Source organism: Micromonospora sp. NPDC002717 (assembly GCF_040295705.1).
Taxonomy (GTDB): Bacteria; Actinomycetota; Actinomycetes; order Mycobacteriales; family Micromonosporaceae; genus Micromonospora.
In genome coordinates, this window is sequence record NZ_JBEOVW010000003.1 from 247,014 (window position 1) to 261,783 (window position 14,770).

Below are 14,770 nucleotides of genomic sequence, written 5' to 3' on the forward strand. Positions count from 1 at the left end.
GAAGCTGACAGCGGCGCCGCACCCGTTTGCCGCTACCGTCGGGTAGTGCCTGCGGACGGCGACGGCAACCCGGCTCCCCGGGGGGTCGAGGCCGGCCCGCACCCGCTGCGCAACCTCTGGCGGCTGCGCCACTACCTGCGCCCCCACGCGGCCGAGTTCGGCTGGCTGCTGCTGGCCGGGCTCGCCGCCACCGGGGCGGGCATCGCCGTACCGCTGGTGACGCAGCGGGTGGTGGACGGCCCGGTCGCCCGGCAGGACCCGGCCGGGCTGTTCCGGCTGGCCGGGCTGGCGCTGCTGCTCGGCCTGGTCGAGGCGCTGCTGATCTTCATCCGGCGCTGGGTGCAGTCGTCGTCCTCGATGCGGATCGAGGCGGCGATCCGCGCCGACGTCTACGCCCACCTGCAGCGGCTGCCGGCCAGCTTCCACGACCGGTGGCAGTCCGGCCAGCTCCTGTCCCGGATCACCAGCGACCTGTCGGTGCTGCGCCGGTTCCTCTCCTTCGGCCTGTTCTTCCTGGTCCTCAATCTGGTGACCTACCTGGCCGTGGTGGCGCTGCTGATCCGGCTGCACCCCGCGCTGGGGCTGCTGGTGGCGGCGAGCGCGGTGCCGCTGTTCCTGATCACCCGGCGCTTCGCCCGGCGCTACCACGCCGCCTCCCGCCGGATGCAGGACCAGCAGGGCGACGTGGCCACGCTGGTCGAGGAGACCGCGCAGGGGCTGCGCACGATGAAGGCGTACGGGCGGGGGCGGGAACTGGCCGCCCGGTTCGCGGCCGACGCCCGGGCGCTGCACGACACCGGGGTCGGCAAGGGCCGGCTGCTGGCCCGCACCTCCGCCCTGCTCGACCTGGTGCCGAACCTGACCCTGGGCGTGGTGCTGGTGACCGGCGCGGCGGCCACCGCCGGGGGCGTGCTGACCATCGGTGAGCTGGTCGCGTTCGTCAGCCTCCAGCTGATGCTGATCTGGCCGGTGCAGTCGCTGGGCTGGATCGTCGCCAACGGCCAGGAGGCGGCGACCGCCGCCGACCGGGTGCTGGAGGTGCTGGACAGCCCACCCGCCATCGTGGACGCCCCGGGCGCGGTCGCCCTGCGCCGCGGCGAGGTGCGCGGCGGGCTGCGCTTCGAGCGGGTCTCGTTCCGCTACCCGGGCACCACGACGCCGGTGCTGCGGGAGGTCGACCTGACCGTCGAGCCGGGCGAGACCGTGGCGCTGGTCGGGGCGACCGGCTGCGGCAAGAGCACGCTGCTCTCCCTGGTGCCCCGGCTGCACGACGTGACCGGTGGCCGGATCACCCTGGACGGGCACGACCTGCGCGACCTGCGGCTGTCCTCGCTGCGCCGGCTGGTCGGGGTGGCCTTCGAGGAGCCGACGCTGTTCTCCATGTCGGTGTGGGAGAACCTCACCCTGGGCCGGCCGGAGGCCGGGGAGGACGAGGTCCGGGCCGCCCTCACGCTGGCCCAGGCGGACTTCGCGTACGAGCTGCCGTGGGGGCTGGCCACCCGGGTGGGCGAGCAGGGGCTGTCGCTCTCCGGCGGGCAACGCCAGCGGCTGGCCCTGGCCCGGGCGGTGCTCGGCCGGCCGGCGCTGCTCGTGCTGGACGACCCGCTCTCCGCGCTCGACGTGCACACCGAGGCGCTGGTGGAGGCCGCGTTGAAGCGGGTGCTGTGCAGCACGACCGCACTGCTGGTGGTCCACCGGCCCTCCACGATCGCCCTCGCCGACCGGGTGGCGCTGCTGGAGGGGGGCCGGATCACCGCCGTCGGGCGGCACTCCGAGCTGCTCGCCGACGTGCCGGCGTACCGCGCGGTGCTCTCCGCCGAGCCGGCCCCGGCGCCGCCCGACGGTCGCGGCCTGGTGCGGTCGTGACCGGCGGGGCCGCCCACCCGGGCGGGGCGGACCTCGCCCGGTGGCGCGGCGTCGCCACCGACCCCGACGCCGACCGCAGCCACGCCGAGGACACCACGCCGGAGGCGGTGGCCCGCCTCCGGGCCCGCAGCCGGGTGCTGCTGCGCGACCTGGTGCGCCCGCACCGGCGCCGGCTCGGGCTGGCCGTCGCGCTGCTGCTCGGCCAGAACGCCGCCGCGATGGCCGGGCCGTACCTCGTCATGCTCGGCATCGACCGGGCCATCGCGCCGCTGCGGGCCGGCGAGCCCGGCCCGCTGCTGGCCGTCGCCGCCGCGTTCGCCGCCGCCACCGTCGTCGAGTACGCCGCCCGCCGGGGGTTCCTCACCCTCTCCGCGCGGATCGGCCAGGCCATCCTGCTCGACCTCCGCCAGCGGGTGTACGGCCACTTCCTGCGCCTGTCGGTGGCGTTCCACGAGCGGTACACCTCCGGCCGGATGGTCTCCCGGCTCACCAGCGACCTGGACTCGATCGGGGAACTGGTCGGCGGCGGCATCGACGGCCTGGTGCTGGCGGTGCTGTCGATCCTGTCGGTGGCCGGCATCCTGCTCTGGCTGGACCCGCCGCTGGCCGCGGTGACCCTGCTCGCGTTCCCGTTCCTGTTCTGGCTGTCCCGCTGGTTCGCGCGGGCGTCGGCGGACGCGTGGCGGCGCACCCGGGAGACCGTGGCGCTGGTCATCGTCCACTTCGTGGAGTCGATGCGGGGCATCCGGGCGGTGCAGGCGTTCCGTCGGGAGCCGCGCAACCAGCGGATCTTCGCGGCGGTCAACGACGACTACCGGGTGGCGAGCCGGCACGCGTTCCGGCTGATGGCGACGTACTCGCCGGGGATCAAGGTGATCGGCAACGTGACCGTGGCGGTGGTGCTCTGCTACGGCGGTTGGCGGGTGCTCGGCGGGGCGACCGAGATCGGGGTGCTGGCCGCGTTCCTGCTCTACCTGCGGCGGTTCTTCGAGCCGATGCAGGAGCTGAGCCAGTTCTACAACTCGTTGCAGTCGGCCACGGCGGCCCTGGAGAAACTGGCCGGGGTGCTCGACGAGCGGCCCTCGGTGGCCGAGCCGGCCCGGCCCGTGCCGCTGCCCGCCGGGCCGGGGCGCGGGGCGGTCGCCTTCCGCGCGGTCACCTTCGGCTACCGGCCGGACGCGCCCATCCTCGCCGGGCTCGACCTCGCCGTCCCGGCCGGGCAGACCGTGGCGCTGATCGGGCCGACCGGCGCCGGCAAGTCGACCGTCGCCAAGCTGCTCGCCCGGTTCCACGACCCGCTCGCCGGCACGGTCAGCCTGGACGGCGTCGACCTGCGCGAGGTCGCCGACGCGGAGCTGCGCCGCGCGGTGGTGCTGGTGACCCAGGAGACCCACCTCTTCGGCGGGACGGTCGCGGAGAACATCCGGTTCGGCCGTCCCGGCGCCGACGACGCCGCCGTGGAGGCCGCCGCCCGGGCGATCGGCGCGCACGACTTCATCGCGGCCCTCCCCGAGGGGTACGCCACGCAGGTCCACCGGCGCGGCGGCCGGCTCTCCGCCGGGCAGCGGCAGCTCGTCGCGTTCGCCCGGGCGTTCCTGGCCGACCCGGCGGTGCTGGTCCTGGACGAGGCGACCTCCTCGCTGGACGTGCCGACCGAGCGGCTGGTGCAGCGCGCCCTCGGCACCGTCCTGCGCGACCGCACCGCCCTGGTGATCGCGCACCGGCTCTCCACGGTGGAGACGGCCGACCGGGTGCTGGTGCTCGACGGCGGCCGGATCGTCGAGGACGGCCCGCCCGGCCGGCTCGCCGCCGCCGGCGGCCGTTACGCCGCCCTGCACCGGCAGTGGCGCGACTCGCTGGTGTGAGCCACGGTCCGTGGCGTCGCCCCGCCGCACGCGGCCGGCGGGTCCCACGAAGATCACCTGTGCCACTAGACTCACCGCGCCGAGCGGCGCGTCCACCAGGTGGTCGTCCCGACGGCGGCGACGGGGGAGGTTGCGAGTGCGGTTCGGACGACGGGTGATGGTGGCCGGGGTGGTCGTCGCCTGCGCGCTGGGGGCGGCGGCGGTCGCCGGGATGCCGTTCGGCGACGCCGGCCGGACGCCGGCCACGCCCGCCGCGCAGGAATCCCCGGCGTCGCCGGGCGACGACGCCGCCCCGACGGGCGCGCCGGCCCGCGCCGACAGCGGACTCGGCAACCGCCCCGGAGGCGGGGCCACGCCGGGCGCGGCGGCGTCCCTCCGGGCCCGACCGGCCGCCGAGGTCGCCGCCGACAGCCCCGCCTCGGTCTCCTACCTGCGCGACCGCTACCGGGTCGACGCCGGCGAGGCGGCCCGGCGGCTCGCCCTCCAGGAGCTGTCCGCGCCGCTGGCCGCCCGGCTCGCCACGGAGTTCCCCGCCGCGTACGGCGGGATGTGGCTGGACCAGACCGCCGGCGGCGTGCTGACCGTCGCCGCCACCGGCGTCGAACCGGTCCGGGCGGCGCTGACCGGCATGCCGGACGCGGCGCACGTCCGGGTGGTGCCGGTGCGCCACCCGCTGCGGCAGCTCACCGAGGCGGCGACCCGGCTGGCCACCGCGCTCGACGCCACGGCCGGCGCCGACGTGGTGGTGGACGAGCGGGCCAACGAGGTCGTCGTGCTGACCGGCGACCGGATCGCCGCCGACGATCCCCGGCTGGCCGACGCGCTGCGCGCCGCCGGGGTGCCGGCCCGCGCGCAGGCCCGGGTCGCCGACACCGTGGTGCAGAAGGCCTGCGACCCGCGCGACTGCGCGCAGGCGCCGATGCGCGGCGGCATCCGGCTGGACGTGCCGCGCGACGACGGCACCGTGGGCGGCTGCACGACGGGCTTCAACGTGCTCGTCGGGCTGCGCGACCCGTACGTGCTGACGGCGGGGCACTGCGTCGTCGGGGGGCGGCACCAACTGGTGGACCGCACCTGGCACAGGTTCCTCGGCCCGAAGGTGCCGATGACGGTCGAGTCGTCGAGGTCGGGGCTGGCCGAGAACGCCTACCCGTACGACTACGCGATCATGCCGTACCAGTCGGGCGCGATCGGGCGGTGGGCGTACCCGGCGGGGGCGACGCAGGTGCCCAGCCTGGTCAACTACTGGTGCGTGCCGGACAGCACCGGGTGCGCCACCCGGGGCAGCCGCGACGTGGCGATCACCGGGCACGTGCCGTGGAGCGCCATCCAGCCCGGCTGGGTGGTCTGCGCCACCGGGGCGGCGTACACGCCGAAGGCCGGCGAGCAGTACGTCGACTCGGGCGCCGGGGCCGGCTACGTGCCCGGCACCCGCTGCGGGGAGATCATCGGCAAGACCAGTGGCGGCATCGACGTGCGCATCTGCGCCCGCCCGGGCGACAGCGGCGGCCCGCTCTTCACCGAGGCCGACGGCAAGGCGCTGGGCATCCTGTCGCACGGCGACCCGGGGCAGGGCGCGTGCACCAACCCGAACGAGCGCAACTCGTACGCCCCGGTCTCCACGATCCTCGACCGGGCGAACGCCCGCACCTACGGGGGCCTGCGGATCCGGCTGGCCACCAAGGGCCCGCTGAGCGGCCCGGCTCCCCGCTGACCCGGCCGGCGGCCCGTCGACCGGGTCGCCGGCACCGGGCCGCTCGACCGTCGCGCCGACGGCTCACCAGCGGTCGACGTGCAGGACCTCGTCCAGGGGCCGCCGCCGTGCCGGCCGGAAGCCCTCCCCGGTGTGGAACGCGGTGGGGATCAACGCGGCCTGGCGCACGGTCGCGGGCAGCCCGAGCAGCTCGGCGACCTCCGCCTCGTACGCCAGGTGCAGCGTGGTCCAGGCGGTGCCGAGGCCGCGCGCCCGGGCGGCGAGCATGTAGCTCCACGCGGCCGGCAGCACCGACCCCCAGAGCCCCGCCTGGTTGCCGGCCGGCAGCTCGCCGGAGTCCACCTCGATGCACGGGACGAGCAGCACCGGCACCTGCCCCATCCGGTCGGCGAGCCAGGCCACGCTCTCCCCCACCCGGCGCTGCACCTCGGCCCGCTCCGGGTCGTCGGCGAAGAGCCGGGCGGCCGAGCGCTCCGAGGCGAGGTAGCCGTGCGCCGCGCGCTGGTAGATCCGGCCGATCAGGTCCCGCTTCGCCGGGTCGGTCACCACGATCCACTGCCAGCCCTGCCGGTTCGACCCGGACGGCGCCTGGAGGGCGATCTCCAGGCACTCGCGGACCAGTTCCATCGGCACGGGTCGGGTGAGGTCCAGCCGCCTGCGGACCGAGCGGGTGGTGGTGAGCAGCTCGTCGGGGCTCAGCGGGAGTGTCGGCACGACATCCATCGTGGCACGCCGGTTAACCCGTGGTCCGGCCGTTGGCCGGTGCCTACCATCGACGGATGACCGATACGGCGAGGACGGCCCGCGCCGGCGTCCCCGAGCGTCCGACCCTGGACGGGCTCGAGGAGACCTGGGCGCGCCGCTGGCAGGAGGAAGGCACGTACGCGTTCGACCGCTCGAAGGAGCGGGCCGACGTGTACGCGATCGACACCCCGCCGCCGACCGTATCCGGCGAGCTGCACATGGGCCACGTCTTCTCGTACACGCACACCGACATCGTGGCCCGGTTCCAGCGGATGCGCGGGCGGGCGGTGTTCTACCCGATGGGCTGGGACGACAACGGCCTGCCGACCGAGCGTCGGGTGCAGAACGTCCACGGCGTGCGCTGCGACCCGACGCTGCCGTACGACCCGTCGTGGATGCCGCCGGCCGCCCCCGTCGACGACGCCGCCCGCCGGGACCCGACGCCGGTCTCCCGGCGCAACTTCATCGAGCTGTGCGAGCGGCTGACGGTCGCCGACGAGCAGGTCTTCGAGGCGCTGTGGCGGCGGCTCGGGCTCTCCGTGGACTGGACGCTGACATACACGACGATCGGGCGGGTGGCCCGGGCGACCTCGCAGCGGGCGTTCCTGCGCAACCTGGCCCGGGGCGAGGCGTACCAGGCGGAGGCCCCGACGCTGTGGGACGTCGGGCTCGCCACCGCCGTCGCCCAGGCGGAGCTGGAGGACCGGGAGCGGCCCGGGGCGTACCACCGGCTGCGGTTCGCCGGGCCGGCCGGGCGCGAGGTGCTGATCGACACCACCCGGCCGGAGCTGCTGCCGGCCTGCGTGGCGCTGGTCTGCCACCCCGACGACGAGCGGTACGCGGACCTGGTCGGCGGCACCGCGCGTACGCCGGTGTTCGGGGTCGAGGTGCCGGTGCGGGCGCACCCGCTGGCGGACCCGGCCAAGGGCACCGGCATCGCGATGGTCTGCACCTTCGGCGATCTGACCGACGTGACCTGGTGGCGGGAGCTGCGGCTGGACACCCGGGTGGTGATCGGCCGGGACGGCCGGCTGCTGCCGGAGGCGCCCGCCGGGGTGCCGACGCAGCCCTACGCGGCGCTGGCCGGGCAGACCGTCAACGGTGCCCGGCGGACGCTGGTGCAGATGCTCGCCGACGCCGGCGACCTGGTCGGCGAGCCGCGCCCGATCACCCACCCGGTGAAGTTCTACGAGCGCGGCGACCGGCCGCTGGAGATCGTCTCGACCCGGCAGTGGTATCTGCGCAACGGCGGCCGGGACGTCGCCCTGCGCGAGGAACTGCTGGCCCGGGGCGGGGAGCTGCGCTGGGTGCCGGAGCACATGCGGCACCGCTACGAGCACTGGGTGGGCGGCCTGACCGGTGACTGGCTGGTCAGCCGGCAGCGCTTCTTCGGCGTGCCGGTGCCGGTGTGGTACCGGCTCGACGACGCTGGCGAGCCGGACTACACGCACCCTCTCACGCCGGACGAGTCCGCGCTGCCGGTCGACCCGTCCAGCGACGCCCCGCCCGGGTTCGAGGAGTCCCGGCGTGGCCGGCCGGGTGGCTTCGTCGGCGACCCGGACGTGCTCGACACCTGGGCCACCTCGTCGCTGACCCCGCAGATCGTGGGCGGCTGGGAGACCGACCCGGACCTGTTCGCGCGGGTCTTCCCGATGGACCTGCGCCCGCAGGGGCAGGAGATCATCCGTACCTGGCTCTTCTCCACCGTGGTCCGCTCGCACCTGGAGCACGGGGTGCTGCCCTGGCGGGACACGGTGCTCTCCGGCTGGATCCTGGACCCGGACCGCAAGAAGATGTCCAAGTCCAAGGGCAACGTGGTCACCCCGATGGCGTTGCTGGAGCAGCACGGCTCCGACGCGGTGCGGTACTGGGCGGCGAACGGCAAGCCGGGCATGGACCTCGCCTTCGACCCGGCCCAGATCAAGGTCGGCCGGCGGCTGGCCACCAAGCTGCTCAACGCGTCGAGGTTCGCCCTCGGGCTGGGCGCCGCCGACGCGTTGCGCGCCCCGGCGACCGAGCCGCTGGACCGCGCCATGCTCGCCGAACTGTCCGGCGTGGTCGCCGCCGCGACCGCCGCGCTGGAGGCGTACGACCACACGGCGGCGTTGCAGGCGGCCGAGTCGTTCTTCTGGCGGTTCTGCGACGACTACATCGAGCTGGTGAAGGAGCGCGCCTACGGCTCCGGGCCGGGGGCGGACTCGGCCCGGGCGGCGCTGGCCACCACGCTCTCGGTGCAGTTGCGGCTGTTCGCCCCGGTGCTGCCGTACGCGACCGAGGAGGTCTGGTCCTGGTGGCGCTACGGCTCGGTGCACCGCGCGCCCTGGCCGACCACGTACGAGGTGGGCCGGGCGATCGAGGGCACCGGCGAGCCGGAGCTGCTGCGGCTGGCCGGGGACGCGCTCAGCCAGGTGCGCCGGGCCAAGTCGGAGCGGAAACTGTCGATGCGGGCGGAGGTGCCGCTGGCCGAGGCGCTCGGCCCGGCGGCCCTGCTGGACCAGCTCACCACGGTCGCCGACGACCTCCGCGCCGCCGGCCGGATCACGAAACTGGACCTGCTCCCCGATCGCACCACCGAGCTGGTGATCGCCTGCGCCTTCTGAGCGCGGCCCCGCCGCGCCCCGACGGGGCGCGGCGGGGGGTCACCAGCCGCGCAGCAGGCGCAGGCCGAGCAGGAAGGCGGCGACGGCGGGGCCGACCAGCAGGGTGATCGCCTGGAGCCGGTACGGCATCCGGTGCCGGGTCAGCTCGACGGCGTTTCCCAGCACGATCACCCCGGCCAGCATCAGGAACGCGCCCCACATGGGGGCGGTCCCCACGTCGACCAGGCCGGCGCGGGTCAGTTGCAGCGTCCCGCCGAGCAGCAGGGCGCCGGCCAGCGCCAGCAGGGCGACCGCCCGGTGCAGCCCCCGGGCCAGCGGGTGGACCGGCCGCCAGTGGTAGGTGCCGGCGACCGCCAGGCACGGCAGGATGACCATCAGCGGCCAGCCCCTGCCGAACGCCCCGAACATCAGCAGCGCCCCGACCGCGAACACCAGCGCGCCGAGACAGGCGACCACGTAGCCGGCGAAGGCACGCCCGCCGCCCCGGGCCAGCAGCGGCCCGCCGACGGCGGCGATCAGTGCCCCGGGGATCAGCACGAACCCCGCCCACCAGTGGAAGTGCCCGCTGGCCTGGGCGGCCGTGGTGGTCGCCGCCGCCGCGAGCCCGGCGACCGCCAGGCTGACCAGCCGGTGCCGGCCGGCACCGGGGTAGGAATCGCGCGACATGACCAGACCCGCTTCCGCACTCACTTCCACAGCCTCGCCCGGCGGCGCGGCCCGGTCCATCCGGCCAGCCCTACCATCGGGGGTCGGGCCGCCCGGACGGCCGTCACGCGGAGGGTCAGCTCGTCTCGCCGGCCACGCTGAACGAGCGGAGCCGGTCGATCGCCAGCACGGTGAAGCCAACGCTGATCAGCGCGGTCATCACCGCCACCACGGGCACCGAGACGCTGGCCTCCAGCAGCCCGGTGGGGGCCAGCCGGTCGGCGAGGGCGATCACGTACTGCTGGATGGAGAGCACCTGGGTGCCGGTGACGACGTTGCCGAGCAGCCCCTCCCAGATGAGCACGTAGACCAGGCCGAGCAGCACGGGCCGCCGGGTGAGCAGGCTCAGCGCCAGGAACAGCGCCGAGTACGCCAGCGCACCGACCGCCGCCGCGGCGGCGAGCGCCAGGCCGAGGCGTACCGAGTGGGCGAGCACGCCCGCGACGTAGAGCGGCACGGCGACGGTGACCGCCGTGACGCCGGTGGCCACCGCCAGCTTCGGCAGCACGATCTGCCAGCGCGGCAGCGGCTTGGTCAGGATGTGCACGACCGTGCCGTCGTCGATCTCGGCCCCCAGCACGCCGGTGCCGACGATCAACGCGACCACCGGCAGCACCACGGCCAGGCCGAGGCCGACCAGCACCGGCGGGCCCCACTCGCCCGGGTCCACCCCGAGCGAGCGGGAGAGCACGGCGAGCAGCACCAGCACCGCCGGGAGCGGCACCAGCAGGAGGAACCGGCGACGCCCGAACAGCCCCCGCGCGGTGATCCAGGAAACGGTAGACATGCTCAGGCCTCCACCAGGTAGGAGAAGACGCTCTCCAGGGACTCGTCCTCGGGCACCAGTTGCCGGACCCGGATGCCCTTGGTCAGGGCGATCTTCGGCAGCGCGCGGGTGAACGCGCCGTAGTCGCCGGCCCGCACGGTCAGCCCCGCGCGGCCCAGCTCCACCCCGGTCACCGACGCCTCCGCCATCAGCGCCACGGCGAGCGCCCGATCGTCGGTGGAGTGGACGGCGAAGACGTGCGGCCGGTTGGTCATCAGCCGGCGGATGGTGCGGAAGTCGCCGGAGGCGGCGAGCCGGCCGGCGACCATCACCTGGACGGTGCCGGAGACCTGCTCGACCTCCTCCAGGATGTGCGAGCTGAACAGGATCGTCCGGCCGGCGTCGCCGAGGCGGTGCAGCAGCTCCATCATGTGCAGCCGCTGACGCGGGTCCATCCCGTTGAACGGCTCGTCCAGCAGCAGCACCTGCGGCTCGTGCACGAGCGCGGCGGCCACCCGGGCGCGCTGCCGCATGCCCTTGGAGTACGTGCCGATCCGGCGGTCCTGCGCCGCCTCCATCTCCACCAGGGCGATCGCCCGGCGGGCCGCCGCCGCCGGGTCCGGCAGCCGGTGCAGCTTCGCGCTGGCCAGCACGAACTCGTACGCGGTGAGGAACGTGTGCACCGCCTCCCGCTCGCTCACCAGGCCCAGCCGGCGGTAGACCTCCGGGTTGCGCCAGGTGGGCCGGCCGTCCAGGGTCACCGCGCCGCGCGACGGGGCCAGGAAGCCGGCCATCATGTGCAGCAGGGTGGTCTTGCCCGCGCCGTTCGGGCCGAGCAGCCCGGTGACGCCGGGGCCGAGGGTCATGCTGACGTCGTTGACCGCCACCACGTTGCCGTACCAGCGGGAGACCCCGGCGAGGTCCAGGGTGCTGGCGGCGGCGGTCGCGGCCCCCGCCGCGGGGTCGGCGCTCGTCGTGGTCATCGGGCGGCCACCTTCCGGTATCGCAGCAGCAGCAGGGCGACGCAGCCGGCCACCAGCAGCACGGCGGCGGCCGCGTAGACCGGGCCGAAGTCGCCGATCATGAGCCCCTCCTGTCCCTTGGGAAGCAGGTCGCCGAGGGTCCAGTCGCCGACGCCCCGCACCAGCGTGGACGGCGAGGCGAGGAAGGCCAGCTCGTTGACCGTCCGGGACGGCATGATCGACAGGGTGCCGACGACCGGGGTGGTCATCAGGAACACCGCCACGATCCCGCCGGCCGCGAACGCCCGCTTGCCGGTCAGCGACGCGACCAGCAGGCCGACCGAGGCGAAGACCACCGCCCAGAGCCCGGCGTAGAGCAGTCCCGGCAGCAGGTCGAGCAGCTCGTTCCAGACTCCGCGCATGCCGTCGTCGGTGGTGAAGGCGGCGCCCAGGAACATCACCAGCTGCGGGCCGCCGAGCAGCAGCCAGAGCGCGGTCACCAGCGCCAGCAGCTTGGCCAGCGGGTAGTCCGACCGGGGCAGCGGCCGGGAGAAGTAGAGGGGCAGCACCCCGCTGCGCAGGTCCCGGGAGACCAGCTCGGGGGCGACCACCGCGACGAAGAAGATGACCAGCCAGCTCATGTTGTCGGCGAACTGGGCGTACGTCATCACCGCCTCGCCGATCTGGCTGCGCACCGCGGTGAGGCCCGCGGCCACCACGGTGACGATGCCGACCACCAGCCAGGGGAAGATCTTGGCCTTGGCGCTGCGCCCGAACCCGAACGCCGTACGCAGCCCGTGCAGGTAGAGCGCGCCGAAGACCTGCCGACGCCCCAGGCGGGGGCCGGTGTAGCGCTGGTATCCGATGTCGTGGATGACACCGGTGGGCTCAGGCATGGCTGGGCTCCCTCGTGGCGAAGAGCTCGGCGACCCGGTGCCGGCGCTGGTCCAGCCGGTGCAGCGGCAGGTCCAGCTCGGCGACCGCGCCGAGGATGAGGTCGTAGGTGGCGTCGTCGGCGAGTTCGACGAGCAGCAGCCGCCCGTCCCGGCGTACCGGCAGGCGCAGAGCGGCGAGCCGGGCGGCCAGCTCCTCGGTGCCCTCGCTGACCTCGACGGCGAGCACGTCGGTGGCCGACGTCATGGCGGAGATGTGGTCGGCCCGCAGCAGCCGCCCGCCGTCGATGGCGACCAGCGTGTCGCAGATCCGCTCCACCTCGCCGAGCAGGTGCGAGCAGACCAGCACGGAGATGCCGAACTCGGTGCCGATCCGGTGCACCAGGGCCAGCATGGCGTCCCGGCCGGCCGGGTCGAGGCCGTTGGTCGGCTCGTCGAGCAGCAGCAGGTCGGGGTCGTGCACCAGGGCCTGGGCGAGCTTCACCCGCTGCTTCATGCCCGTGGAGTAGCCGCCGACCGGGCGGTAGCGCTCCTCGTAGAGCCCGACGTGCCGCAGCGCCTCGGAGGCCCGCTCGCGGGCGACCGTACGCGGCAGCCCGCTGATCCGACCGAGGTGGGTGACCAGCTCGGCGGCCGAGAGGTCCGGCGGCAGGGCGTCGTGCTCGGGCATGTAGCCGACCCGGGCGCGGACCCCGGCGGAGTCGGTGGTCGGGTCGAGCCCGAGTACCCGGACCCGCCCGCTGGTCGGGGCGAGGAGGCCGAGCAGGATCTTGATCAGCGTGGACTTGCCGGCGCCGTTCGCGCCGACCAGTCCGATGATCCCCGGCTCGACCGCGACGGTCAGGTCGGCCAGCGCGGTGACCCCACCCCCGTACGTCTTGGTCAGCGACTCGGTCGCGATCAGTGTCACGACGTCCAGCGTAGGAGGCCGACGCCCCTGCTGGGAGCGGCACGCCCCCGGCGCTCCCCTGATCCTTGCCGCCCACGCCCCCTAGGGTCCGCGCCCCACACCGGGGAACCTCCGCGGAAATCTCCGCGCAACCAGGACGGCGGGAAAGGCGTCCACTCTAGAGCGGTGCACGCTGCCCGGGGTGGACCGGAATCCACCGGGGCCGACCGACACACGGGAGAGAGCATGATCGGCGGTACGGGGTCGCCCAAGGTGAGCGTGGTGGTGCCCACGCACGACAGCGGGCCGCACATCGAGAAGCTGGTGGCCTCGCTGCTGCGCCAGTCACTGCCTCCGGCGGAGTTCGAGGCGGTCTTCGTCGACGACGGCTCGACCGACGGCACCCCCGCCCGGCTGGCGGAACTCGCCGCCGCGCACCCGCACTTCCGGGTGCTGCGGATCGAGAACTCGGGCTGGCCGTCCCGGCCGCGCAACCTCGGTGTGGCGCAGGCCCGGGGCGAGTACGTGCTGTTCGCCGACGACGACGACTGGCTCGGCGACGAGGCGCTCGAACGGCTGCACGACTGCGCGCGGACGCACGACGCCGACGTGGTGGTCGGCCGGATGGCCGGGCACGGGCGCGGCGTGCCGCGCGAGCTGTTCCGGCGGAACCGGTTCGACGCCACGCTGGCCAACTCGCCGCTGATCGACAGTCTCACCTGCCACAAGATGTTCCGTCGCGCCTTCCTCGACGAGCACGGGCTGCGGTTCCCGGAGGGGTCGCCGCGGCGCCTGGAGGACCACCGGATGGTGGTCCGGTCGTACTTCCTGTCGCGGCGGACGTGCGTGCTGTCGGACTACACCTGCTACCACCACACCCGGCGCGGCGACGCCGGGAACGTCACGGCGACCCGGCTGGACCCGGCGGAGTACTACGCCAGCCTGCGGGAGGCGCTCGACATCGTCGACGCGCACACCGAGCCGGGGCCGCTGCGCGACCGGCTGCACCGGCGCTGGCTGCGCAACGAGATGCTCAACCGGGTACGCGGCCGGCGGATGCTCGACGCCCCCGAGGAGTGGCTCGCGCAGGTCGTCCGGGAGATCCAGGGGGTGATCCGGGAGCGCTTCGCGCCCGGGGTCGCCGCCGGCCTGCCCCCGCTGCAACGGGTGCTGGCGCACCTCGCCGAGCAGGGCCGGGTCGCGGACCTGCGCCGGCTGGCCGAGTGGGAGACGGGCGTCCGCGCCGCCGGCACCGTCGACCGCCACGAGGTGGCCGGTACGGCGCTGACGGTCACCGTCTCCGCCCGGCTGGAATCCGCCGGCCGCCCCGTCACCTTCGCCGCGGACGGCGACCGGGACCTGCTGGTGCTGCCCGTCGACGGCCTCGACCCGGTGCTGCGGGACATGACGGCCGCGCTGGGCCGGAGCAGGCTGGACGTCGTCGCCCGACGCCGGGAGACGAGCGAGGAGGTCCTCCTGCCGGTCACCTCCGACACCCGCTGGGTGCCCGGCCCCGCCGGCGAGCGGCACCTCGTGCACCGTGCCGTCGCCACGGTCGACGGCGCCGCCCTCGACGTGGGCACCTGGTCGCTGAAGGCCCGGGTCACCTGCGCCGGGTGGACCGAGGACACCCGGCTGCCGCTGGTGCTGCGTCCGGCCGGCGACGGCGCCGCCCCGGCGGTGGAGGACGAACGGGCGCTCTGGACCCGGTTGCGCCGGGCCGTCCGGCGCCGGATCGGACGGCGCTGACCGGAACGCCGGCGGCG

The 14,770-nt window shown here is 75.1% G+C and carries 11 protein-coding genes; 5 read left to right on the forward strand and 6 right to left on the reverse strand.

From position 1 onward, the window contains the following. The first annotated feature begins 45 nt into the window (after positions 1 to 45). The 3 genes from ABT006_RS07580 (at position 46) to ABT006_RS07590 (ending at position 5,445) form a co-directional block, all read left to right on the forward strand. Positions 46 to 1,866, forward strand: a complete 1,821-nt coding sequence (locus ABT006_RS07580) for an ABC transporter ATP-binding protein (protein ID WP_350703937.1) — start codon at positions 46 to 48, stop codon at positions 1,864 to 1,866. After that, on the forward strand, positions 1,863 to 3,731 hold the full coding sequence (locus ABT006_RS07585) for an ABC transporter ATP-binding protein (RefSeq protein ID WP_350703939.1): 1,869 nt from the start codon (positions 1,863 to 1,865) through the stop codon (positions 3,729 to 3,731). The genes ABT006_RS07580 and ABT006_RS07585 overlap by 4 nt, the downstream gene beginning before the upstream one ends. Positions 3,732 to 3,867: 136 nt before the next feature. After that, complete coding sequence (locus tag ABT006_RS07590; protein ID WP_350703941.1) at positions 3,868 to 5,445, forward strand: trypsin-like serine protease; 1,578 nt, start codon at positions 3,868 to 3,870, stop codon at positions 5,443 to 5,445. A gap of 63 nt (positions 5,446 to 5,508) precedes the next feature. Here ABT006_RS07590 and ABT006_RS07595 read toward each other — a convergent pair whose 3' ends face one another. Then, a complete protein-coding gene (locus tag ABT006_RS07595) occupies positions 5,509 to 6,168 on the reverse strand; it encodes a nitroreductase family protein (RefSeq protein ID WP_350703943.1) in 660 nt (219 codons plus the stop codon). Positions 6,169 to 6,224: 56 nt separating this feature from the next. Between ABT006_RS07595 and valS the strand changes: the two genes are divergently transcribed. Continuing rightward, positions 6,225 to 8,789 carry a valine--tRNA ligase gene (gene valS / locus ABT006_RS07600; protein ID WP_350703945.1) on the forward strand — a complete coding sequence of 855 codons (2,565 nt, stop codon included), beginning with the start codon at positions 6,225 to 6,227 and terminating at the stop codon, positions 8,787 to 8,789. Between the two features lie 39 nt (positions 8,790 to 8,828). On the opposite strand, the gene ABT006_RS07605 is transcribed toward valS, so the two are convergent. The 5 genes from ABT006_RS07605 to ABT006_RS07625 all read right to left on the reverse strand — a co-directional run bounded on the left by ABT006_RS07605 (position 8,829) and on the right by ABT006_RS07625 (position 13,025). Next, positions 8,829 to 9,455: a hypothetical protein gene (locus tag ABT006_RS07605; protein WP_350703947.1), complete on the reverse strand. Its 627-nt coding sequence runs from the start codon at positions 9,453 to 9,455 to the stop codon at positions 8,829 to 8,831. A 115-nt stretch (positions 9,456 to 9,570) separates the two neighbouring features. After that, complete coding sequence (locus ABT006_RS07610) at positions 9,571 to 10,281, reverse strand: ABC transporter permease (RefSeq protein WP_350703948.1); 711 nt, start codon at positions 10,279 to 10,281, stop codon at positions 9,571 to 9,573. 2 nt (positions 10,282 to 10,283) lie between these two features. Further along, a complete protein-coding gene (locus tag ABT006_RS07615; RefSeq protein ID WP_350703950.1) occupies positions 10,284 to 11,243 on the reverse strand; it encodes an ABC transporter ATP-binding protein in 960 nt (319 codons plus the stop codon). Beyond that, positions 11,240 to 12,118: an ABC transporter permease gene (locus tag ABT006_RS07620; RefSeq protein WP_350703952.1), complete on the reverse strand. Its 879-nt coding sequence runs from the start codon at positions 12,116 to 12,118 to the stop codon at positions 11,240 to 11,242. The genes ABT006_RS07615 and ABT006_RS07620 overlap by 4 nt, the downstream gene beginning before the upstream one ends. Then, positions 12,111 to 13,025 carry an ABC transporter ATP-binding protein gene (locus tag ABT006_RS07625; RefSeq protein WP_350703954.1) on the reverse strand — a complete coding sequence of 305 codons (915 nt, stop codon included), beginning with the start codon at positions 13,023 to 13,025 and terminating at the stop codon, positions 12,111 to 12,113. The genes ABT006_RS07620 and ABT006_RS07625 overlap by 8 nt, the downstream gene beginning before the upstream one ends. 225 nt (positions 13,026 to 13,250) lie before the next feature. On the opposite strand from ABT006_RS07625, the gene ABT006_RS07630 reads away from it, so the two are divergent. After that, positions 13,251 to 14,753 (forward strand): glycosyltransferase, encoded by a 1,503-nt coding sequence (locus tag ABT006_RS07630; protein ID WP_350703956.1) that lies wholly within the window; start codon positions 13,251 to 13,253, stop codon positions 14,751 to 14,753. Positions 14,754 to 14,770 lie beyond the last annotated feature (17 nt).

Coding starts and splice junctions, on each gene's coding strand:
- ABT006_RS07620 (WP_350703952.1), bottom strand. CDS start 12,118: ATGCCTGAGCCCACCGGTGTCATCCACGACATCGGATACCAGCGCTAC.
- ABT006_RS07615 (WP_350703950.1), bottom strand. CDS start 11,243: ATGACCACGACGAGCGCCGACCCCGCGGCGGGGGCCGCGACCGCCGCC.
- valS (WP_350703945.1), top strand. CDS start 6,225: ATGACCGATACGGCGAGGACGGCCCGCGCCGGCGTCCCCGAGCGTCCG.
- ABT006_RS07610 (WP_350703948.1), bottom strand. CDS start 10,281: ATGTCTACCGTTTCCTGGATCACCGCGCGGGGGCTGTTCGGGCGTCGC.
- ABT006_RS07595 (WP_350703943.1), bottom strand. CDS start 6,168: ATGGATGTCGTGCCGACACTCCCGCTGAGCCCCGACGAGCTGCTCACC.
- ABT006_RS07630 (WP_350703956.1), top strand. CDS start 13,251: ATGATCGGCGGTACGGGGTCGCCCAAGGTGAGCGTGGTGGTGCCCACG.
- ABT006_RS07605 (WP_350703947.1), bottom strand. CDS start 9,455: ATGTCGCGCGATTCCTACCCCGGTGCCGGCCGGCACCGGCTGGTCAGC.